The following is a 20,409-nucleotide window of genomic DNA, read 5'->3' as shown; positions in this document are numbered from 1 at the left end:
GCTACTGCGAACTGTCCTGCTGCGGGAAGTCCTCCCGGCGGTGCATCCCTCTCGTCTCCGTCCGGGCAAGCGCGCTTATGAACATCCATCTCGCCGTAGCCGTCATGGCCGCTGCTTCCCTCACGCGAACGACGTTGCCGTCTCCTGCACCGATGCCTTGCTTCAGCTCATCCCATACCCCATTAAGCCTAGCGAGCCCTGCTTCCAAGCCCGCGCCCGAACGGAACCAATTCCGGTCATACGGGAACACCTCATCCTGCACCGCACGTACCACTTCACTGGAATCAACCGCCCCCTCACGCGGGCTGGCTGTTGTCGGAATGCCGGTGCGCTCGGAGAGCAGCTGCACCCGTCTGCCGGAAGAAGCCGCAGCGCCCTGCTGCTGCGCATACCGGGCTGCACCCTCTCCAGACCAATAGCCCGAAGACATCGCCCATGCTGCATTGTGACTCCCGCCTCCGGTGAATCCGCCGCAGATGAGCTCGCGAGTTGCCGCATCTCCTGCCGCATACAAGCCTGGAACCTTGGTTGCGCAGCTCTCATCGACGATGCGGATGCCGCCTGTTCCTCGCACCGTTCCCTCGAACCGAAGCGTGATCGGGAACTTCTGCGTGAACGGATCGATACCGAGCCGATCGAAGGAGAGGAAGAAGTTCGGCTGAGCCTCTCGCATTGCCTTCCGCAGCTCCTCGTCGGCCTTATCCAGGCAAGCATACACCGGCTGAGTCAGCAGCGTCTTGGCGATAATGGAGCGTCCGCGCTGAGATCCTGCCCCTTCAATGACCTTGCCATCCTCATAATAGAAGGTCGCCCATGTGTAGAATGCCGACTTCGTCACCGGAGAGAAGGCTGGGGCAAGGGAATAGGCAGTGGAGAATTCCATCCCCGAGAAGTCCGCACCCGCTTCCGCTGCCATTAAGTAACCGTCGCCCGTCAATACATTCGTGCCCAGCGCCTTGCTCAGGAAGGCACACCCTCCGGTTGCGATGACTACAGCCGCCGCATCCACACGCCAGCTCTCCTTGGTCTGATTATTGATGCCGACTGCTCCTCCAACGCCATGCTCATCCGCAAGCAGCTCCAGCGCCGGACTGTGATCGAGTATGCGCACGCCAGCCTTCTGCACCTGCCTGCGCATCAGCTTCATATACTCCGGCCCTTGCAGACTTCTTCGATGAGACACCCCCGCCCCATCCGTTGGAAAAGGATACCCCCAAGCCGCGATCTGATTCGTATTCGTATACGTCCTATCCAGCACCCGCTTCATCCAGCCGCGGTCGGCAAGATAGCCGCCCAGCGCTTCACGGCTCTTCATCGCTTGCTCCCGTTCATCCTCCGCCGGGTTCACATACCAGACCCCCGTCCCGGATGGAGCCGTTGCTCCGCTAGTTCCGCAGTAGCCCTTGTCAACGAGTACGACTCTCGCTCCCCCTTGCGCAGCTGTCACGGCTGCCCAAGTGCCGGAGGGCCCCCCTCCTATGACTAATACATCTGCTTGCAGCTGAATGTCATACATCTTCGTCATGAATAATCCCACCTTCGTCTCATAATGGATGTGCTATATGGAGAAGCTCAGCTCACGCCGATAGGCTTCACTATCCCGAGCGTTCCTCTGCAGCAATCGATCCAGAATCTGCTTCTCATAATGGGCGAAGCCGCTGTCATGCTCCCTCGGCCTCGGCAGAGCAATTCGTACGTCCATCGCAATTCGGCCTCCCTCAATCAGGACAACCCGATCGGCTAGCGCTACAGCCTCGCTCACGTCGTGCGTCACGAGCAGCACGGTGAAGCCCTGCTCCACCCACAGCCGTTCGATAAGCTGCTGCATCTCAATCCGCGTCAGTGCATCGAGTGCGCCGAGCGGCTCGTCGAGCAGCAGGAGCCGAGGGTGACCAGCCAGTGCACGGGCCAGTGCAACGCGCTGACGCTGTCCTCCGGACAAGGTCGAAGGCCACACGCTGGCCTTGTCCTCTAGCCCCACTTCCTTGAGAGCCGCCAAGGCCAGCTGCTTGTCGCCGCCGGGAACGCCTATGCGGACATTGTCTACTGCACGCTTCCAAGGAAGCAGCCTTGCATCCTGGAACAACACTCTCGTGTGAGGGTGCAAGCCCTTCTGGGCTTCCCCGTCTACGAGAATGAGACCTTCCGAAGCTTGCTCTAGTCCGGAGAGGAGTCGGAGGAGCGTGCTTTTGCCACAGCCGCTGCGCCCTATAATGGCTACGAATTCGCCCGGCTTCACCTGCAGATGAACATCGCTCAGTATAGGGGACTCGCCGAAGGACTTGCTTAAGCTCCGCGTATGCAGCTGCACACCATCTGCTTGATGAGATTGAACCATGATGCTCCCTCCTCCTATCCCTTGTTCAGGTAGTTGTGATGCCACTGCAGCCAGCGATGCTCGAGGAACTTCGCCGCCAGGTCAGATAGCTTGCCCAGCAGCGCGTACAGAATGACGCACAGCACGACGATGTCCATTCGCATGAACTCTCTCGCATGAGAGGCCATATAGCCGATGCCGGAATCGGCAGCAATCGTCTCAGCTACGATTAGGGTGATCCACATAATACCCAGCGAATAGCGAATGCCGAGTAGTATACTCGACAGCGCCCCGGGCAGCGTCACTTGCAGGAAGAGACGAATGCCGCGCAGTCCATACACCTTGCCCATCTCGATCAGTCCGGGATCAACCGACCTGATGCCATGGAACGTATTGAGATAGATCGGGAAGGCCACTCCCAGTGCAACGAGGAACAGCTTCGACGTCTCGCCGATGCCGAACCAGATAATGACGAGCGGGATGAGGGCTAGATGAGGAACCGTTCGCGCCATCTGGACGGATGAGTCAATGAACCGCTCGGCCACAGGGTAGATGCCATTCAGCAGGCCGAGTACGAACGCGATGCCTCCCCCAATGAGGAAGCCGAGGAAGGCCCTCTGCGTGCTGGCCCCTACATACTCCAGGAGCGTACCGTCTTGCAGGACTTCAACCAGAGCGGTGAAAACCTCGTAAGGAGTTGGAAGAATACGCTGCGACAAGTAACCCGTCTGCCCTAGCAGCTGCCAGCTCGCCAGTACGAGGAGCGGCAGCAGCCAAGGCTGCCAGCTCCGTCCTGCTCGTCGTTGCTTGCGTGTTCGTAAGGAAGTCGTCGCTATGGACATGATTGTTCTCTCCTTCTGCAGGGTTGAATAACAAATAAGGAGCAGACTTCGCACTGCTCTGATGACAGAGAGCGGAAGTCTCCTCCTTGTGGGGTAGACTTTATAACATATTAATCCTATTAACTAAGTAGGTTATTGTTGTTGATAATATAGCACCCCCATACCCACAACGTCAATGGGCAGGCCCGATATTTATGTGGCAGCCATATATTGTAATTCCTATTATTCCGATATATAATCTGTGCAATAGCGCTGCAGATCAACGCAGCCGACACTAATATGGGAGGAATATAGATGAGCAATACGCGCAGGAGTAACCGTCTATCTATCAAGTCCATTGTAGCCGTAGGGATTGGTTCTGCCTTATTCGTCATTCTAGGCCGGTTCGGTTCGCTTCCGTCAGGAATTCCCGATACAAACATCGAGACCACGTACGCACTGCTCGCCCTCTTCGCGATTCTGTACGGCCCTTGGGTGGGATTATTAATTGGATTAATCGGACACACCCTGAAGGATGCCATCTTCTACGGCTCTCCTTGGTTCAGCTGGATTATTGCCTCCGCCTTGGTGGGTGTCGTCATCGGTCTTGCCTCCAGCCGCATCGGTGTTCATGAGGGAGAGTTCGGCAGCAAGGAGATTCTGCGCTTCAACTTGTATCAAGTCGTTGCCCAAGCAGTGGCTTGGTTCCTGGTAGCCCCCACGCTGGACATTCTCATCTATGCCGAACCGGTCAATAAGGTATACACGCAAGGACTGGTGGCCGGAATCTCGAACATTGTGACGGTTGCCGTGCTTGGCACCCTTCTGCTCGCGGCTTATGCGAAGTCGCGGACGAAGCAGGGGAGCCTGACGAGAGAGGCCTGATGGGAACCGACAAGAAGGCTATTGTTCAGTTCGACGAGTTCACTTATCAATATAGAGCTCAGCAGGATCCTTCGCTAATTGCCATTAATCTAACCATCTACGAAGGGGAGAAGGTGCTCATCGTCGGTCCTTCCGGCTCCGGCAAGAGCACTCTCGCCCATTGTATGAACGGACTTGCCCCCTTCTTCTATCCCGGTACGATCTCTGGTTCCTTAAGAATTGGGGGCAAGGAGACGAGGGAACTTAGCTTGTCCCAGCTGGCGGATCGGGTAGGGACGGTGCTGCAGGACTCCGATGGACAATTCGTCGGACTCACCGTGGCAGAGGATATTGCCTTCCAGATGGAGAACGAGGGTCTATCACGGTCTGCCATGGTTGCAAGAGTTCATGCCGCAGCGATAGAAGTCGGAATCGATGCTCATCTGGGAGCTTCTCCCCACACCTTGTCGGGTGGTCAGAAGCAGCGAACCGCCTTGGCAGGTGTACAAGCAAGCGACGTAGACCTCCTGCTGTTCGATGAACCGCTGGCTAGCCTGGATCCCCGCGCTGGCAAGCGTGCGATCGAACTCATTGATCGAATTCATGCGGAATCGGGCAAGACGATTATCATCATCGAGCATCGCTTGGAGGATGTTCTTCACCGCAATGTTGACCGCATTATTGTCATGAACGAAGGGCAGATTGTTGCCGATCTCTCTCCTAATGAGCTGCTATGCTCCGGCATTCTTGCCGAGAACGGGATACGAGAGCCGCTCTATGTGACTTCTCTTCGCTATGCAGGCTGTACGATTACGCCAGAGCTCCATCCGCGAAGTCTCACCACTCTTCAACTGGATACGTTCCGTGAGCCGCTTCAGGCATGGGACGCTCAGCTGGGAGAGTATGGGGAGGACATAGGTACAGCCGAGAAGGAACCGCTGCTGGAGCTGAGGGATGTGACGTTCGGCTATGATCTCAATGAGCAGATTATTCATCACCTCTCGCTGAAGGTTCATCAAGGCGAGATTATTTGTATTGCCGGGCCTAACGGGGCCGGCAAGTCCACGCTCTCGAAGCTGATCTGCGGCTTCTACCCCCAGACGGAGGGAAGCATTCGATACAAGGGGCGGGATATTAGCGGCGATACCATTAAGGAACGTGCGGAACGAATCGGTTATGTGATGCAGCATCCGAATCATATGATGTTCACAACGAGGGTGTATGACGAAGTGGTCCTCGGTCTTCAGACTCGCGGAGTCGACACGGCAGAGATGGCCGAGAGAGCGAATGAAGTGCTGCGTATATGCGGGCTGTACCCCTATCGCAATTGGCCGATATCGGCGCTTAGCTTCGGGCAGAAGAAGCGTGTGACGATCGCCTCCATCCTCGTGCTGCGGCCGGACATTCTTATACTGGATGAGCCTACAGCTGGTCAGGATTACAAGCATTACAACGAGATGATGGAATTCATGCTGCAATTGAACAAGCTCGGCCTGACTATCATTATGATTACTCATGATATGCACCTTATGCTGGAATACTCGCATCGCACGATCGTGCTGTCGAGCGGACGAATTGCCGCGGATGACCGCCCTGACCGAATACTAACCGATGCTGCGCTCTTGCAGGAGGCCCATCTGAACGAGACGTCGCTCATGGAGCTCGCCGAGCTCAGCGGCATTGCCGATCCTCGGTTATTCGTACGCCGCTTCATTAAGCATGATAGGAGGATACGGGCCACATGACAGCGAGAATGTTGAAGTACAGGAAGATAGACTCCCCTATTCATCGCCTGACTGGCGCGGCCAAGCTGCTGTTCTTCGCCCTGTGGTCGGTGACCGCTATGATTACCTATGATACACGCTGCTTGCTCGCTATGCTTGTCCTTGGTATCGGGTTGTTCGTCTTGTCCCGTGTCCCCTATAGAGACTATGCCTTCGTGCTCGCACTCATCCTGCTCTTCTTCCTGCTGAACCATCTGGCCATCTTCCTCTTCTCCCCGCAGGAGGGGGTGAAGCTCTACGGCACGAAGCACGTTTGGCTCCCTATCGCTGGACAGTATGTCGTAACGGCTGAGCAAGTGTTCTACCAATGCAATGTAGCGCTCAAGTATGCCGCCGTCATTCCCATCGCCCTGCTCTTCATTCTGACCACGAATCCCAGTGAATTCGCTGCGTCGCTGAACCGGGTTGGGATAAGCTACCGGATTGCCTATGCCGTCTCCATTGCCCTGCGTTATATTCCGGATGTACAGCGGGACTATCAGAACATCTCGTTCGCGGCTGGGGCGCGAGGACTCGATATCTCCCGCAACGAGAGACTAGGCAAGCGTATCCGCAACCTCATTGCCATCCTCATGCCGCTTATTCTGTCTAGCATTGAACGGATTGAGATCATTAGTTCGGCCATGGAGCTGCGGGGCTTCGGCCGCAAGCAGACGCGCACGTGGTATCATGCTCAGCCCTTCGGAGTCGGAGATTATATCGCCATGGCGCTAATTGCGGTTATTATTACCGTTGTCGTCTGGATGACGGCTGCGAACGGCTCGAGGTTTTATAATATTTTCATATAGGTATTGCGATGCACCGCACGATGGGTGGTGCTTCCGACACAGCTATGCCCCCGCCTGCCTGTGCAGGTTCGTGGAGAGCTCCTTCAACTGCTGCATCTCCTCATACACTTCTCGGCTCGCCGCAGCCTGCACCTCTGCAGAGCTCAGCAGCTGCTCGATGGATGCCGCGCTGCTGCTAGACACCCCATTAATGACAGACATCTCCTCAGCAATATCAGCTGTATTGCCGGCCAGCTCCTCAATCATATGGTCAATTGCAGCAACAGACTCGATGAGCCTTGAAGCAGCTGTGCTCATGATGTTGAGCTCCGAGATAGCGGAAGTTGACTTATCTACACTCTCCTGTGTCAGCTCCTTGCCCGATGTGAACTGCCTTACAGACTCCTCGGTATCCCTGCGTATCTGCTGAAGGATGGACTGAATCTCTTCGGTTGCATTCCGGCTCTGATGGGACAGCTTGCGGATCTCGGCAGCGACGACTGAGAAGCCTCTGCCCTGCTCCCCCGCTCGTGCTGCTTCAATTGATGCGTTCAAGGCAAGCAAGTTCGTCTGGTTCGTGACCTCTTGAATGGAAGACAGAATGCGATGCACGTTCGTCGTGGATTCATCAAGCTTCGAGATGGAGCCTGCAGCAGCATCCATAATGGAGGACATATTCCCAATCTGATTATGCAGAATATGCATAGTGCTGGTTGTCGATTGAATAACCGTCTCGGTGTCTTGGGACAGCAATCTCATGGATCTTGAAGCTTGCAGCGTCTGCTGTACAATGCCATCAATATCTTGCAGCTCTTGTTCGATGCGATCTACCGCACCATTCTGATCTTGCAGTCCGGCGCTTACCGTCTGGAAGGCGGTTACCATCTCAATGCCGGACTGTGAGATATAGTTCGACTTCTCCGTCGTACGGCGGAAGGTCTGATCCAGGCGGGACGACAGCTGCTGAATGACGGTGAACGCTTCTTGAAGCTCTATCTGCTTCTGCTCTCTATCCGCTTCCAGTTCGGCGGTGAATCCCCTCTTCGAATAGATCTGCCAGCACACGGCTCCGCTCGTTAGAAGCAGGAATATGGCATGCAGCAATAGCATGGGGAAGGTGTAGGTCATGGATCCTAAGTACAGCGCAGGCGCCCAGAAGAACGATACGAGATGAACCGTGGCGGAGATGGCGGTCATGATGAGGACTAAGCGGATATTATCATAGAAGACCAGGAACGCAACGACCATGAAGATGGAGAAGTGGAATTCAACATAACCTCCCCCGCCCGTTGTAATCGACACACTTCCGAAGGTTAAGGCCAAGGTATTGAGGAGCGGAACCGTGGAATGCGCGTGATTGGAGCGGTACAGCAGATAGGCGGATACAATCAGGACAATGGGAATGAAGAGCAGGATGGTGAGAATCACACGGTAATCGGCATAGTGATTGGTATGGTGGGCCATGCCCATGCCGGAATCCTGCATCGCTTGATCGAACAAGTGATAGCCTCTTCCCAGGATATTAACAATGACGGATAGTAGCACGGTACCGAATGTAAGCCAGAGCATTAACTTGTTCTTTTGAGCCAGCAGCATGAGGATCATTCCTTTTGTGTTAGATAGGAGAGCGGATTAGGCACGCCTCTAAGCTTACCCAAACCTTATACAACTTTAACGAATTGTAACATAGTTGCACGTAGTTTGTATAATGTTTGTTTTGGATGAAAAAGCCACAAGGAGCACGCGGCTGCTTGTGGTGGGTGGGAGTATATTCGATACTTGATCTCAAGCGCAGGGTACTTTTGGTCTGACTAGTCAGTTAACTTTGGAATAGCACGTAGACATAGTGTAAAGACCCTTAATATGGTGTAGGACTCACCAATTATAAGCTGATCATACGTCCTCTTGCTTAGTAGGTTAATCCATTAGTGCTGCTGAGCGCTTGTCAGTACCTCTGCTCTTCTAGACCGCATGAGACCGCATGAGACCGCCGTTCATCGTTGGGACGTCAACTTCTTCTTTGTGCAGCACAGTGACGGACTGTTTAGTTACGAAGAAGCCTGCTTTGAACAATATGGACATTATTGTATAAGTAATACCAACTGTTAGTGCAAAAGCATAAGCGATTATACCGTCGACCAGCCATCCGAGTAGTAGAGTAGTTGAAGCATTTATTACTAAATAAATGTATGGGTCTCTGACTCTTAACTTCGTGAGAATGAGGTCTGTTATGAAAAAAAGTAAAATAAAAATCAGTATGAACAGCAAACATACTAGGCCATTAAATAAAAAGAAAAATTGAACTGGAAAACTGATTGCTAAAATAGTGCTTGATATCATCCAAGAAAACAAAATTCTGAACAGCAGGATCCTCACCTCTCTACCTCTTGTCATACCAAGCCGTTGTTGGCCTAGTTGCTGGGTAGCCATGCTGGGAGCGGTACTGCTTCCGCTCGGCGGTGAAGTCGAACCAGCTTAGCTCGTTGCCGGGATGGCTGGCATGATGCACGATGCAGCGCATGGCGTCCTCCACACAAGGATCCTCCCAGCAGCCTAAGTGAAGCTCCATTCGATTGGTTAAGTCTACAGGGTCAACCCCTTGGAGCTCATCCAGGGAGAAGTAACCCATAGAGACAACCCGCTCTGCAATCTTGGGACCGATGGATGGTATGATCTGGAACTGGGCTAGTCCCCGGAGATAGCTGGCTCGAGCGGGCGTAACTTGCAGGAACTGGGTTAGCTGCTGAACAGTTAAGCTAGCGATGTGGCTAAGCTTAAGCTTACTTGACTTCATGTGCTGCCGCTCTTCTGCGGTTAAGGCTAACTTGGGAGCTGTGGATGTACTCATTGTGATCACCTCGGCTATAGTTAGTTCCAAGGGTACCACATTAGATCTAATGAGACCATAATAGCATCAGAATGTGATGCTGCAGACCATTGTGGCGGTTGGTTCCGGGCTGTAGCATCAGAATGTGATGCTGCAGACCATTGAAGCGGTTGGTTCTGCGCTGTAGCATCGGAATGTGATGCTGCAGACCATTGAAGCAGTTGGTTCTGCGCTGTAGCGACGGAATGTGATGCTGCAGACCGTTGTGGCGGTTGGTTCCGGGCTGTAGCATCGGAATGTGATGCTGCAGACCATTGTGGCGGTTGGTTCCGGGCTGTAGCATCAGAATGTGATGCTGCAGACCATTGAAGCAGTTGGTTCTGCGCTGTAGCATCGGAATGTGATGCTGCAGACCATTGAAGCAGTTGGTTCTGCGCTGTAGCGACGGAATGTGATGCTGCAGACCGTTGTGGCGGTTGGTTCCGGGCTGTAGCATCGGAATGTGATGCTGCAGTCGATTGAATGGGTTGGAATTGAAAAAAGGGAACTCCCGCTTGCCTATCGCGGGGGTTCCCTTTTTGGAGCAAAGCTGGATTACTTGTTCACGATCGCGTTCAGTTGAGCGCGGCCAGCGACGATCTCTTCCTCGTAACGAGTCTGGATCGGCTCAAGGATGGATACGTTAGCACCGATAGCAGACAGCTTCGCGCCAGCCTCATTCATTAGTGCTTGGAACTGAGCTACGCGCGCATTGAAGGCTGCTGTTGCCTGAGCATACAAGACTGTCTTGTCATGAGTTGATGTCAGTGTAGTGAATTGCACCGCATAACCTGTCAACTCGGATTGGCTCGCATTGCGAAGCTGGAAGGCTGCAGCAGAAGTATCATTGTAGATCTTCTGAGTCTGCTTCGCCTTCTCCTTCTCCTCATCCTTGCCCGGCTTGTCTGGCTTCTCTGGCTTGTCTGGCTTGTCGCCGCCGCCATTGCCATTGCCGTTACCGCCATTGTTGCCATTACCGCCATTGTTGCCATTGCCGTTGCCATTACCACCATTGTTGCCGTTACCCGGCTTCTCTGGCTTCTCTGGCTTCTCAGGCTTCTCAGGCTTCTCAGCCTTGACCTTCTCTTGCTGATCATACTTCGCCTTCCACTGCTCATTCAGCTTCTCCAGGAACGTGTTCGCGAACGGCTTGAAGCTGTCCACCGTAATGTTCTGGGAACCCGAGTTGAAGTTGAAAATATTATTGCCCTTGCTGCCGTACGATGCAGCGGATACCGACATTGCCGGGATCATGACAGCGACTAACGCTGTTGCTGCGACTACCTTCAGTCTCTTACGCATGTGCTTGTTCTCCTCCTTGTGGATCAGGCTTACTTACACCTTGCTCCAATAGTCATTAAGTATATGGCCAATCTGCCGGCCGGGGCCGCTATATGCTTCCTTCGTCACCTCCCTTCACGCGGGCCTGAAGCGGCGGTCTCACAGATGCTCGGTTAACGAACCGCCGACTGCCGGCTTGCCTCAGGCTGATTGACGGGCTGACGGCCGATCGAGTGATAGACATAGCCGTTCTTCTCCATGTCGCTTGGCGCGAAGCAGTTGCGGCCGTCAATGATGATTGGCTGCTTCAGCAGCGAGCGAATCGCTGCAAGGTCCATACCGGTAATGTCGCTCCACTCCGTCAGGATGACGACCGCATCTGCGCCCGCAACGGTCTGTTCAACCGTGGCTGCATATTGCACCTCCGCCGGCAGCAGCTTCCGCGCTGCTTCCTCCGCGATAGGATCGAAGGCGCGAATCGATGCGCCTTGCTTCAGCAGCTCCGGAAGGATGGTCAAGGACGGAGCTTCACGCATGTCGTCGGTATTCGGCTTGAACGCCAGGCCGAGGACCGCGATCTGCTTGCCAGCGAGCCCGCCTACCGCTTCGCGCAGCTTGTCTAGAACAATTAGACGTTGACGGTGATTCGTCTTAATGACGGATTTTAACAACTCGAAGTCGTACCCGGACTTGTCCGCAATATGAGCCAGCGCATACGTGTCCTTAGGGAAGCAGGAGCCGCCATAGCCGATGCCTGCCTGCAGGAACTTGCTGCCGATGCGGCTGTCTAGGCCCATGCCTTCGGCTACATCGGTCACGTTCGCACCTACGCGCTCACAGATATTCGCAACTGCGTTGATGAAGGAGATCTTCGTCGCGAGGAACGTGTTCGCCGCGTACTTGATCATCTCTGCGCTCTCGAGATCCGTCTTGAAGATCTTCGTCTGGAATGGCGCATGCAGGTCTGCAATCTCCTGCGCCGCCTTGTCGCTGTCCGAGCCGATGATGGCACGGTCCATGTTCATGCAGTCGGAGAGAGCGGAGCCCTCGCGCAGGAATTCCGGATTGGACACGACGTCGAAGTCGGTCCAAGGGGACTTCTTGTTCGCCTTAACGACTTCGCGCACGAGCTCGCCGGTTCCGACGGGCACGGTGCTTTTGTTAACAATAATCTTGTACCGGTTCAGATGCTCGCCGACCTTCTTCGCTGCCGACATGACATAGCGCATATCCGCTTCACCGGTCTCGGACATTGGCGTACCTACCGCGATGTAGACGATATCGGAAGCTTCAATGGCCTCGCCTACCTCAGTTGTGAAAAGCAGCTGCCCCCGCTCCACATTGCGTGCAACCATCTCCTGCAGACCCGGCTCATAGATTGGAATCTCGCCTCTCTGCAGCTTCGCGATCTTCGTCTCATCGACGTCGCAGCAGATAACCCGGTTGCCTATCTCCGCGAAGCACGCGCCGGACACCAGCCCAACATAACCTGTACCAATAACTGTGATCTTCCGCATCTTACTTCGCCACCTTCGCTAGAACTGGAATATGCTGCTCGTATACACTCTGAATGTAGTTCAGGACATCGGCCTGCAGATCTTCACGCTGAAGTGCAAAATCAAGCGTAGCCTTCACGAATCCGAACTTGTCCCCTACGTCGTACCGCGTGCCTTCGAAGTTGTAGGCGAGCACGTTGCGCAGGTCGTTCAGCTTCTTAATCGCATCGGTCAATTGAATCTCGCCGCCAGCGCCTGGAGCTTGATTCTCCAGAATGTCGAAGATCTCCGGCGTCAGGACGTAACGCCCCATGATCGCATAGTTGGAAGGGGCAGCCTTGCGTGCAGGCTTCTCCACGAGTCCGTCCAAGAAGAACACGGATGGCTCGATGGATGAGCCGCGCGGCGCGATAATCCCGTACTTGGACACATCATCGTCGCTGACATGCTGCACACCAACAACGGATGAGGAGTACCGCGTGTGAACCTTGATGAGCTGCTTCAGGCAAGGCTCCTTGGATTGCACGATATCATCGCCGAGCAGGACAGCGAATGGCTCATTGCCGACGAAGCTGCGTGCACACCAGATGGCGTGACCGAGGCCTTTGGGCTCTTTCTGCCGAATATAGTGGATGTTGGCCATGTCGGAGATGCTGCGGATCTGCTCAAGCTCCTTGTGCTTGCCCTTCTGCGCGAGCGTCTCTTCGAGCTCGAAGGACTTGTCGAAGTGATCCTCAATCGCCCGCTTGCCGCGGCCGCTGATAATGAGAATGTCCTCGATGCCGGAGGCAATCGCTTCTTCAATGATGTATTGAATCGTTGGCTTGTCTACGATAGGCAGCATTTCCTTCGGCTGGGCCTTCGTTGCGGGCAGGAACCGGGTACCAAGGCCTGCGGCTGGGATGATCGCTTTACGCACTTTCATGGGACAACCTCCTGGAATTCAAGTGATGTAGAGCAATGTCGATGACGCGATCCTGCTCGGCGGCCTCTAGGGAGGAGCCGGAAGGCAGGCAGATGCCGTGGGCAAAAAGCTTGTCCGATACGCTGTACTGCTCCTCATGCGTGTAGTACTCATAAGAGCGAAGCAGCGGCTGCAGATGCATCGGCTTCCAGACCGGACGCGCCTCAATGTTCTCTGCGGACAGCTGGTGGATAAGCTCCGCCGGCGTCGTTCCCGTCATATGCGGGTTCATTGTTAGGGCGGTGAGCCATCTGGTGGAGCGGCCGTATGCCGCCTCCGGCATCATGGTCATGCCTTCGATTGGGGCGAAGGCGGATGCGTAGGTGTCGAAGACTCGTCTGCGGGCGTCGACTCTTGAGTTAAGGACTTGAAGCTGTCCGCGGCCGATGCCGGCGAGCACGTTGCTCATCCGGTAGTTGTAGCCGAGCTCGCTGTGCTCGTAATGCAGGGCCGTGTCGCGGGCTTGGGTCGCCCAGAAGCGCGCCTTCGCCAATAAGGCTATGTCATCGGAGACGAGCATGCCGCCTCCTGAGGTTGTAATGATCTTGTTGCCGTTGAAGGAGTAGATGCCCAGCTTGCCAATGGCACCGCTCATCTTGTTGTTATAGGTGGCGCCGAGCGACTCGGCTGCGTCCTCGACAATCGGCACGCCGTAGCTGTCGCACAGCTGCACGAGAGGCTCCATGTCGGCGCTCTGCCCGTACAGGTTCACGACGATGACGGCCTTCGGCAGCGTGTTGCTGCGGCGGGCATCCTCGAGCGCGCGGTGCAGCGCCTTCGGCGACATGTTCCACGTCTCTTCATCGGAGTCGATGAAGACGGGCGTGCCGCCTTGGTACAGAATCGGGTTGACGCTGGCGATGAAGGTCAGCGTCGAGACGAAGACGCGGTCGCCTTGGCCGACGCCGAGCAGGCGCAGCGCCATGTGGAGCGCGGCTGTGCCGGAGCTGAGCGCGACGGCGCCTCTTGCGCCGACGTACTCGGCGAGCTCACGCTCGAACTCGTCGACGTTCGGGCCGAGCGGAGCGATCCAGTTCGTCGCGAAGGCTTCGGCGACGAAGGATTGTTCGTTCTCCCCCAGGTGTGGGGGGGAGAGGTAGATGCGTTTACTCATAGCGGCTCACGAGCCTCCTTGTGTTGTTGTGTGTGCTGCGCAGCCCGCGCTTGGGGCGCGAAAGGCCTGGCGCCTTGCGGCGCGAAGGGCGCCGCGCTTGAGGCGCGAAGGGCGCCGCGCTTGAGGCGCGAAGGGCGCCGCGCTTGAGGCGCGAAGGGCTGGGGCGCCTTCCGGCGCGGAGAGCGCCGCGCTTGGGGCGCGAAGGGCTGGGCGCCTTCCGGCGCGAAGGGCGCCGCGCTTGGGGCGCGAAGGGCCGGGGCGCCTTCCGGCGCGAAGAGCGCCGCGCTTGGGGCGCGAAGGGCCGGGGCGCCTTCCGGCCGTAGGTTGGAGCATATAGGTCTCGAGCCAGGTGCTTGTCGCACAATGGCCGGGCATTAACTAAATGCTTACGTACCTTATAGCGCTCCACTTTGACTTTGGTGCTCACCCTTTGCTTCCACCGTCTTAGCTAGCTACTTCAAGTAATTAGAGGTACCTTTTACCTCTATTGCGCTTCAAACTAACTACTATGGGCAAATAGAGGTACTTTTTACCTCTATTGCGCTTTAAACTAACTACTTAGGGCAAATAGAGGTACTTTTTACCTCTATCACGTTTCAAACTAGCTACTTTGGGCAAATAGAGGTACTTTTTACCTCTATCTCGTTTCAAACTAGCTACTTTAGGCAAATAGAGGTATTTTTCACCTCTATTTTTATGTTTCAGGTATTTCAGCGATTGTTAAGTCCGCTGGAGCAGTCAGTTTTGGTTAGTTGGGCTGCTGTAAGGGTCGTTAGGACCCTTACAGCGCTCAGTTTTGGTTAGTTTGGGCGCTGTAAGGGTCGTTAGGACCCTTACAGCACTCAGTCTTGGTTAGTTTGGGTGCTGTAAGGGTCGTTAGGACCCTTACAGCACTCAGTTTTGGTTAGTTTGGGTGCTGTAAGGGTCGTTAGGACTCTTACAGCACTCAGTTTCGGTTAGTTTGGGTGCTGTAAGGGTCGTTAGGACCCTTACAGCACTTAGTTTTAGTTAGTTTGGGTGCTGTAAGGGTCGTCAGGACTCTTACAGCAGCAAATGCCAGTTAGCTTGGGTGCTGCAACGGGCGTTGGGCCCGTTAGTGCAACAGCACCTGCACGAGCGCGAGCACCTGCTCCAGCCTCTGCGTCAGCGGGCCAGCGCCACCGCGGGGACGCCGACGGCGGTGATGCCGTCAGGCAGATCGCGGATGGCGGTGCCGCCTGCGCCGAGGACGGACCAGCGGCCGAGGCGCACGCCCGGGATGAGGACGGCGCCGCTGCCTACGTGGGCGCCTTCCTCTACTACCGCGCCGCCCGCCAGCGTAGCGTTCGGCGAGACGTGCGCGAAGTCACCGACGACGGCGTCGTGCTCGACGACGGCGCCGGAGTTCACGATGGCATGGGCGCCAACCACGGCGCCCGGGCCGATCACGGCGCCGGGCATGACCACGGCGCCTGCCCCTAGCTGCGCGTCCGAGGACACGTACGCGCCGGGATGGACGAGCGCAGCATACTGCTCGTCCGCTAGACCAAGCCGCTCCGCAATCTGGCGGCGGATGCGGTTGTCACCGATGCCGATAACCAGCTCGGCATCCGGCTCGTCCAGCAGCAGCGATGGCACGGTGGAGATAGGACCGTACAGCAGCCCGCCGCGAAGCTCGGGCTCGGTGAATCGGTCATCGACGACCGCCGCCAAGCGGAAGTCAGGGCGTACACGGACGATGTCCATCAGGACTCGGCCGTGGCCGCCGACTCCAATGACAATGAGGGGCCTGCGCAGCGGCATATCTAGCGGATGGCTGTCGCCTGCAGAGTGCCCGGTGAGGAGCTCCCTGCCGCTGCCGTTGCTGCCACTCGGGCCAACTCCATGCTTAAGCGCTGCTCCGTCTCCCATGCTTCGCTCGTTAGCAGCAGCATCACGACGGCCGCTGCCTGCCTTATCGCAGCCATCCCCACTGCCCGCAGCACCGCCGCCTAAGCCGTCATCTCCAGCGGCCTTCGGCTGATACCCGAAGCCATCCAACCCACTCATGATGCACTCCCCATCTCTCTATTGCCTGTGAACTTATGAACCGTGGCCTGGCCTTCGGCGGCGATGCCGTCGCGCTTCAGCACCTTAACAGCCGTCAGCGCCAGGATGCGCAGGTCGAACCAGAATGATTGTCTCTCTACATACTCCACATCGAGGCGGAACTTCTCTTCCCAAGACACCGCGTTGCGGCCGTTCACTTGAGCCCAGCCGGTAATGCCAGGCCGCACATCATGGCGGCAAGCCTGCTCCTCGGTGTACAGCGGCAGATACTCCATCAGCAGCGGCCTTGGTCCGACGAGGCTCATATCCCCGCGAATGACGTTCCACAGCTGCGGCAGCTCGTCCAAGCTCAGCTTGCGCAGCAGCTTGCCTGCAGTCGTCAGCCGAACCTCATCCGGCAGCGGATTGCCATGCCGGTCCACCCCGTCCGTCATCGTGCGATACTTGTGCACGTAGAACGGCTTGCCATACCGGCCGGGACGCTGCTGGTTGAACAACACCGGCGTGCCCAGCTTCACTCGCACGAACAAGCTAAGCCCCGCATACAGCGGCAGCAACAACAGTGCGGCGGGTACGCAGACGGCGAGGTCGAACAGTCTTTTCACTAACCCATTCAACTGCCAAGACACCCTGCGCTCCCGCGTCACCCGGCGCTCCGTCTCACGGTACATGCGGCCCAGCCGCTCCACGACACGAGCTTCCGTGAATTCTGCTTCCACACGCCGGCGTCCGGCCTCACCCATCCTGCGGAGTTCATCCGGCAGGGCCATCAGCCCGCCGAGCGCATCTGCCAGCCGTCCAGCATCTCGGTAAGGAACAAGCACGCCAGTCTCGCCATGCGCCACCAGCTCCCGCGTTCCAAGCACATCCGTCGCGATGACCGGCTTGCCGAGCGCCATCGCTTCCATGAGCGAGCGCGGAATGCCTTCCTTCTCCGAGCTTAGGATGGCGGCATCTGCCATGACGAGCCACGGCACGATCGACTTCTGCTGTCCGACGCAGACGACATCGGCAGCCAGTCCTTCACGCAGCACACGCTCCTGAATCTCATCCTCCAGCGGACCGCTGCCAGCCAGCACCGTTACCCAATCGAGGGCGCCATGCTGACGCTTCACCTTCACGAGCGCATCCAGCAGCAGATGATGGTCCTTCACCGGCTCGAATCGAGCGGCCATGAACAGCACGCCCCGATTCGGATCAATGACGTATTCCTGCTTCATTCCAGTCAGCTGAATCTGCGTCACTTGAGCGGCCAGCCGGTCCAGCCGATCCATATCCACGCCGTTCCCCTCGGTATACACCGGCTGCCAGGGCGCGAGGTGCTGAAGCACCTTGGCGTCTTCGGCATTTTGCGAGGCTAGCGCATCACAGAATACAGCTCCTAACTTCTCCAGCAGCCTGTACACGGTATAGGCCTTCTTCGACTGCCCCTCGTAGAAAGGGAGCCCATGGCTCGTATGCATCACGACCTTCACCCGAGCCAGCTTAGCGGCAATGCGGCCGATCAGACCGGCCTTCGCGGTGTGCGTGTGCACGATATCGAAGCGCTCGCGGCGCAGCAGCTTGTACATAGCCCAGATGGAGCGAAGATCCGCCACTGGCTTAACCGTCCGCTCCATGGGCACAATCAGCCAGCGGAAAGGGTACGCCTGCAATAGCTCCTCGCTCGTCCCCTCGCTGGAGGAGATGAAGGTCACTTCGCAGCCGCTCTGGTGGAGCAGCCGCAGCTTGTCGCCCATAATTCGGTGGCTGATGCCAGAGGTACAGATATGGGCTACCTTCTTCATTGTGCGACCGCCTTAGCCGGCTCTCTCACGGCAGCTGCTTGTCCATAATAGCTGCGGTACCAATCCACGAACTTGCCTATCCCCTCTTCAATCGACGTCGTCGGACGGAAGCCGACCTCACGGGTCAGATCATCGATATCCGCATACGTGGCTTGCACATCGCCAGCCTGCATCGGCTTGAACACCTTCTTCGCTTCTATGCCGAGCTTGTCCTCAATCGTCTTGATGAACGTCATCAGCTCAACCGGCTCGTTGTTCCCGATATTGAACACCTTGTAAGGCGCGTAGCTGGTCGCCGGGTCCGGCGTCTCGCGATTCCACTGCGGATCAGCCTGCGGCACATGGTCGATCAGCCGGTAGATGCCTTCCACAATGTCGTCGATGTAGGTGAAGTCGCGCAGCATCTTGCCCTCGTTGAACACGTCGATCGGCTGCCCTGCCTCAATCTTGCGCGTGAAGCCGAAGTAGGCCATATCCGGACGCCCCCAAGGCCCATACACGGTGAAAAACCGCAGCCCCGTCGTAGGCAAGCCATACAAATGGCTATATGTGTGCGCCATCAGCTCATTCGCCTTCTTCGTTGCCGCGTAGAGGGAGACCGGGTGGTCCACGTTGTCATGCACCGAGAACGGCATCGTTACGTTCGCGCCGTAGACGGAGCTTGATGATGCATAGAGCAGATGCTCGATACCAGCCTGACGGCACGCTTCCAGCACATTGCCGAAGCCGGTCAAGTTCGTCTGCAGGTAGGCAAAAGGATTCGTCAAGCTGTAGCGAACGCCCGCTTGAGCCGCCAGATGGACGACCTTCGTGATTCCTTCACGGCGTATAATATTAATCACGTCGTCGTAGTTCGAGACATCCAGCTCGGCACCTATGAAGGCTGGATTGGCGGTTAGCTTGGCGAAGCGATCTCTTTTCAACTGGACTTCGTAGTAGTCATTGAAGTTGTCGATCCCGATAACGCGCTGCCCCTCCTTCAAGAGTCGTTCACTGAGGTGATAACCGATGAACCCGGCTGCACCGGTAACTAGGATTGTCATAGCGCCTCTACTCCTTCACGTGTATAGTTCGGACTGGTCTTGCCTGCTTCGGTCTGGACATAGTCGCGGAACGACCGCCAGAACGCTTGCCGCTTCGCATCGAGCCGAGGCTTCGTATAGTTGTGCGAGCGGTTATAGTTGCGCTCCGCCTGCTCCTTCATCCACTGCTCGCGCTCGATGCCGGCTGCGCTGCGTCGAATCTGGTCGGCCAGCACGCTAACCTGACCTGGACGGTGCAGACAGCTCTCGCTGATCAGCTCAGGAATGCCGCCTGCTGTTGAGCCCAGTACCGGACAAGCACGGCTCATTGCCTCGATCGTCGCGCGGGGCAGGCCTTCCTGATAGCTTGGCTGCAGGTATAGATCGATGCTGTCCAGCCATTCGAATACCGCTCCGCCGCTAGGCAGCACGCCTTCGAAGGACACCTCGGCGCCGATGCCTAGATTCGCCGCCATCTGCTTCCAGCGGTCTTGGTTACCGTCACCGAGCACGCGGAACTTGAAGGACGGCAGATCCTGACGCACCTTCGCAATCGCCTTGAGCGCGATGTCGATGCCCTTCGTCCGCCCGTTCAGCGAGCCGATGAGGCCTAGGTTCAGCGTCTTGCCCGGCTCGGTCAGAGAGGAGATTCGCTCCAGACGGCGAGCTAGTACATCCGCACCGGCCTCCGGAATCTCCACATTGGAGCAGGAGCTTAGGCTGCCGTCAGGGCAAGGATAGCGCTGCTGCAGGAATTGCTCCGTTACGTACAGTGCGTAAGGAGCGGTGCGAACCAGGTTACGCGTCTGGTTCAGAGCGAACGGAGCGTACAGCTTGCCCTGCACGTTGCCGTAGTTCCAGAGTCCGTCCCATGCGCAGGCCACGACTTCCACCGCGTAAGGCTTGCCTAGTTGGCGAGCTACACGGATTGCCTCGGCGCCGATCTCGCTCGGTACGCGGGCAATGACGGCATCGGCTTTGGAGATGGCTTCGGTGAGAAGCTGCTCTACGTAGCCTTTCTTAGTAAGCATATTAACGGGATTACTCAGCGACGGCAGGACTACGAAGTCCACGTTCGGTCCGCTCGACAGCGTCTTGCCTGTCATGTCCGCGTCCAGTGACGTCCGCTTGCCGCGGCACGCGACGGTTAAGGAGTCGAATACCCCGAGGTACCTCTCCCATACCGCGTACGGAAGCTTGCCTCCGGAGAAGAACTTGCCCGACTCGTTGAAATAAAATGTATGGTCGTGCGCCCATAGCACGTGCATGATCAATACCCTCCTTCATGAGATGAAATT

17 protein-coding genes and 2 pseudogenes are annotated in these 20,409 nt (G+C 56.6%); 3 read left to right on the top strand and 16 right to left on the bottom strand.

The genetic code is table 11. The annotated features are described in order from the left end of the window. Positions 1-4 precede the first annotated feature (4 nt). From ACFO9Q_RS03680 to ACFO9Q_RS03670, 3 genes and pseudogenes are all read right to left on the bottom strand, one after another. A pseudogene (locus tag ACFO9Q_RS03680) lies at positions 5-1,516 on the bottom strand (FAD-dependent oxidoreductase); the annotation flags it as partial. A 42-nt stretch (positions 1,517-1,558) separates the two neighbouring features. Then, positions 1,559-2,338 (bottom strand): ATP-binding cassette domain-containing protein, encoded by a 780-nt coding sequence (locus ACFO9Q_RS03675; protein WP_379178796.1) that lies wholly within the window; start codon positions 2,336-2,338, stop codon positions 1,559-1,561. Between the two features lie 14 nt (positions 2,339-2,352). Then, complete coding sequence (locus ACFO9Q_RS03670; RefSeq protein WP_379178794.1) at positions 2,353-3,159, bottom strand: ABC transporter permease subunit; 807 nt, start codon at positions 3,157-3,159, stop codon at positions 2,353-2,355. Between the two features lie 294 nt (positions 3,160-3,453). Between ACFO9Q_RS03670 and ACFO9Q_RS03665 the strand changes: the two genes are divergently transcribed. Genes ACFO9Q_RS03665 through ACFO9Q_RS03655 form a run of 3 tightly spaced genes read left to right on the top strand, consistent with a single transcriptional unit; the run spans position 3,454 to position 6,574 of the window. Further along, complete coding sequence (locus tag ACFO9Q_RS03665; RefSeq protein ID WP_379178792.1) at positions 3,454-4,023, top strand: ECF-type riboflavin transporter substrate-binding protein; 570 nt, start codon at positions 3,454-3,456, stop codon at positions 4,021-4,023. Then, positions 4,023-5,747 carry an ABC transporter ATP-binding protein gene (locus ACFO9Q_RS03660; RefSeq protein ID WP_379178790.1) on the top strand — a complete coding sequence of 575 codons (1,725 nt, stop codon included), beginning with the start codon at positions 4,023-4,025 and terminating at the stop codon, positions 5,745-5,747. The genes ACFO9Q_RS03665 and ACFO9Q_RS03660 overlap by 1 nt, the downstream gene beginning before the upstream one ends. Then, positions 5,744-6,574, top strand: coding sequence for an energy-coupling factor transporter transmembrane component T family protein (locus ACFO9Q_RS03655; RefSeq protein WP_379178788.1), 831 nt, complete (start codon positions 5,744-5,746; stop codon positions 6,572-6,574). Before ACFO9Q_RS03660 ends, ACFO9Q_RS03655 begins: the two co-directional genes overlap by 4 nt. A 42-nt stretch (positions 6,575-6,616) precedes the next feature. Here ACFO9Q_RS03655 and ACFO9Q_RS03650 read toward each other — a convergent pair whose 3' ends face one another. The 13 genes and pseudogenes from ACFO9Q_RS03650 to ACFO9Q_RS03590 all read right to left on the bottom strand — a co-directional run bounded on the left by ACFO9Q_RS03650 (position 6,617) and on the right by ACFO9Q_RS03590 (position 20,379). Next, the gene (locus ACFO9Q_RS03650) at positions 6,617-8,149 is read right to left on the bottom strand and encodes a methyl-accepting chemotaxis protein (RefSeq protein WP_379178786.1); all 1,533 of its coding nucleotides are present in this window, start codon (positions 8,147-8,149) and stop codon (positions 6,617-6,619) included. A gap of 784 nt (positions 8,150-8,933) precedes the next feature. Continuing rightward, the gene (locus ACFO9Q_RS03645) at positions 8,934-9,347 is read right to left on the bottom strand and encodes a helix-hairpin-helix domain-containing protein (RefSeq protein ID WP_379178784.1); all 414 of its coding nucleotides are present in this window, start codon (positions 9,345-9,347) and stop codon (positions 8,934-8,936) included. Positions 9,348-9,447: 100 nt separating this feature from the next. Beyond that, the gene (locus ACFO9Q_RS03640) at positions 9,448-9,876 is read right to left on the bottom strand and encodes a hypothetical protein (protein ID WP_379178782.1); all 429 of its coding nucleotides are present in this window, start codon (positions 9,874-9,876) and stop codon (positions 9,448-9,450) included. A gap of 98 nt (positions 9,877-9,974) precedes the next feature. After that, positions 9,975-10,721, bottom strand: a complete 747-nt coding sequence (locus ACFO9Q_RS03635) for a hypothetical protein (protein ID WP_379178780.1) — start codon at positions 10,719-10,721, stop codon at positions 9,975-9,977. A 152-nt stretch (positions 10,722-10,873) separates the two neighbouring features. Continuing rightward, complete coding sequence (gene tuaD, locus ACFO9Q_RS03630) at positions 10,874-12,217, bottom strand: UDP-glucose 6-dehydrogenase TuaD (RefSeq protein ID WP_379178778.1); 1,344 nt, start codon at positions 12,215-12,217, stop codon at positions 10,874-10,876. 1 nt (position 12,218) lies between these two features. After that, positions 12,219-13,121 carry a UTP--glucose-1-phosphate uridylyltransferase GalU gene (gene galU, locus ACFO9Q_RS03625; RefSeq protein WP_379178775.1) on the bottom strand — a complete coding sequence of 301 codons (903 nt, stop codon included), beginning with the start codon at positions 13,119-13,121 and terminating at the stop codon, positions 12,219-12,221. Then, positions 13,108-14,274, bottom strand: coding sequence for a DegT/DnrJ/EryC1/StrS family aminotransferase (locus ACFO9Q_RS03620; RefSeq protein WP_379178773.1), 1,167 nt, complete (start codon positions 14,272-14,274; stop codon positions 13,108-13,110). Before ACFO9Q_RS03620 ends, galU begins: the two co-directional genes overlap by 14 nt. A gap of 1,143 nt (positions 14,275-15,417) precedes the next feature. Further along, positions 15,418-16,056: an acetyltransferase gene (locus ACFO9Q_RS03615; protein ID WP_379178771.1), complete on the bottom strand. Its 639-nt coding sequence runs from the start codon at positions 16,054-16,056 to the stop codon at positions 15,418-15,420. A gap of 2 nt (positions 16,057-16,058) precedes the next feature. Next, complete coding sequence (locus ACFO9Q_RS03610) at positions 16,059-16,220, bottom strand: hypothetical protein (RefSeq protein WP_379178769.1); 162 nt, start codon at positions 16,218-16,220, stop codon at positions 16,059-16,061. A gap of 78 nt (positions 16,221-16,298) precedes the next feature. After that, complete coding sequence (locus ACFO9Q_RS03605) at positions 16,299-16,907, bottom strand: sugar transferase (protein WP_379179164.1); 609 nt, start codon at positions 16,905-16,907, stop codon at positions 16,299-16,301. 84 nt (positions 16,908-16,991) lie between these two features. Continuing rightward, positions 16,992-18,041: pseudogene (locus ACFO9Q_RS03600) on the bottom strand (glycosyltransferase family 4 protein); the annotation flags it as partial. A 44-nt stretch (positions 18,042-18,085) separates the two neighbouring features. Continuing rightward, on the bottom strand, positions 18,086-19,132 hold the full coding sequence (locus ACFO9Q_RS03595; RefSeq protein WP_379178767.1) for an NAD-dependent epimerase: 1,047 nt from the start codon (positions 19,130-19,132) through the stop codon (positions 18,086-18,088). Then, positions 19,129-20,379: a glycosyltransferase gene (locus ACFO9Q_RS03590; protein WP_379178765.1), complete on the bottom strand. Its 1,251-nt coding sequence runs from the start codon at positions 20,377-20,379 to the stop codon at positions 19,129-19,131. Before ACFO9Q_RS03590 ends, ACFO9Q_RS03595 begins: the two co-directional genes overlap by 4 nt. Positions 20,380-20,409: the final 30 nt, after the last annotated feature.

This window comes from Paenibacillus sp. GCM10023252, assembly GCF_042653305.1.
GTDB lineage: Bacteria > Bacillota > Bacilli > Paenibacillales > Paenibacillaceae > Pristimantibacillus.
The sequence above is the reverse complement of the archived record's forward strand: the minus strand, read 5'-3'. Positions and strand labels throughout refer to the sequence as shown.

Coding starts and splice junctions, on each gene's coding strand:
- ACFO9Q_RS03675 (WP_379178796.1), bottom strand. CDS start 2,338: ATGGTTCAATCTCATCAAGCAGATGGTGTGCAGCTGCATACGCGGAGC.
- ACFO9Q_RS03670 (WP_379178794.1), bottom strand. CDS start 3,159: ATGTCCATAGCGACGACTTCCTTACGAACACGCAAGCAACGACGAGCA.
- ACFO9Q_RS03665 (WP_379178792.1), top strand. CDS start 3,454: ATGAGCAATACGCGCAGGAGTAACCGTCTATCTATCAAGTCCATTGTA.
- ACFO9Q_RS03660 (WP_379178790.1), top strand. CDS start 4,023: ATGGGAACCGACAAGAAGGCTATTGTTCAGTTCGACGAGTTCACTTAT.
- ACFO9Q_RS03655 (WP_379178788.1), top strand. CDS start 5,744: ATGACAGCGAGAATGTTGAAGTACAGGAAGATAGACTCCCCTATTCAT.
- ACFO9Q_RS03650 (WP_379178786.1), bottom strand. CDS start 8,149: ATGCTGCTGGCTCAAAAGAACAAGTTAATGCTCTGGCTTACATTCGGT.
- ACFO9Q_RS03645 (WP_379178784.1), bottom strand. CDS start 9,347: ATGAAGTCAAGTAAGCTTAAGCTTAGCCACATCGCTAGCTTAACTGTT.
- ACFO9Q_RS03640 (WP_379178782.1), bottom strand. CDS start 9,876: ATGCTACAGCCCGGAACCAACCGCCACAACGGTCTGCAGCATCACATT.
- ACFO9Q_RS03635 (WP_379178780.1), bottom strand. CDS start 10,721: ATGCGTAAGAGACTGAAGGTAGTCGCAGCAACAGCGTTAGTCGCTGTC.
- tuaD (WP_379178778.1), bottom strand. CDS start 12,217: ATGCGGAAGATCACAGTTATTGGTACAGGTTATGTTGGGCTGGTGTCC.
- galU (WP_379178775.1), bottom strand. CDS start 13,121: ATGAAAGTGCGTAAAGCGATCATCCCAGCCGCAGGCCTTGGTACCCGG.
- ACFO9Q_RS03620 (WP_379178773.1), bottom strand. CDS start 14,274: ATGAGTAAACGCATCTACCTCTCCCCCCCACACCTGGGGGAGAACGAA.
- ACFO9Q_RS03615 (WP_379178771.1), bottom strand. CDS start 16,056: ATGCCGCTGCGCAGGCCCCTCATTGTCATTGGAGTCGGCGGCCACGGC.
- ACFO9Q_RS03610 (WP_379178769.1), bottom strand. CDS start 16,220: ATGGCTGCGATAAGGCAGGCAGCGGCCGTCGTGATGCTGCTGCTAACG.
- ACFO9Q_RS03595 (WP_379178767.1), bottom strand. CDS start 19,132: ATGACAATCCTAGTTACCGGTGCAGCCGGGTTCATCGGTTATCACCTC.
- ACFO9Q_RS03590 (WP_379178765.1), bottom strand. CDS start 20,379: ATGCACGTGCTATGGGCGCACGACCATACATTTTATTTCAACGAGTCG.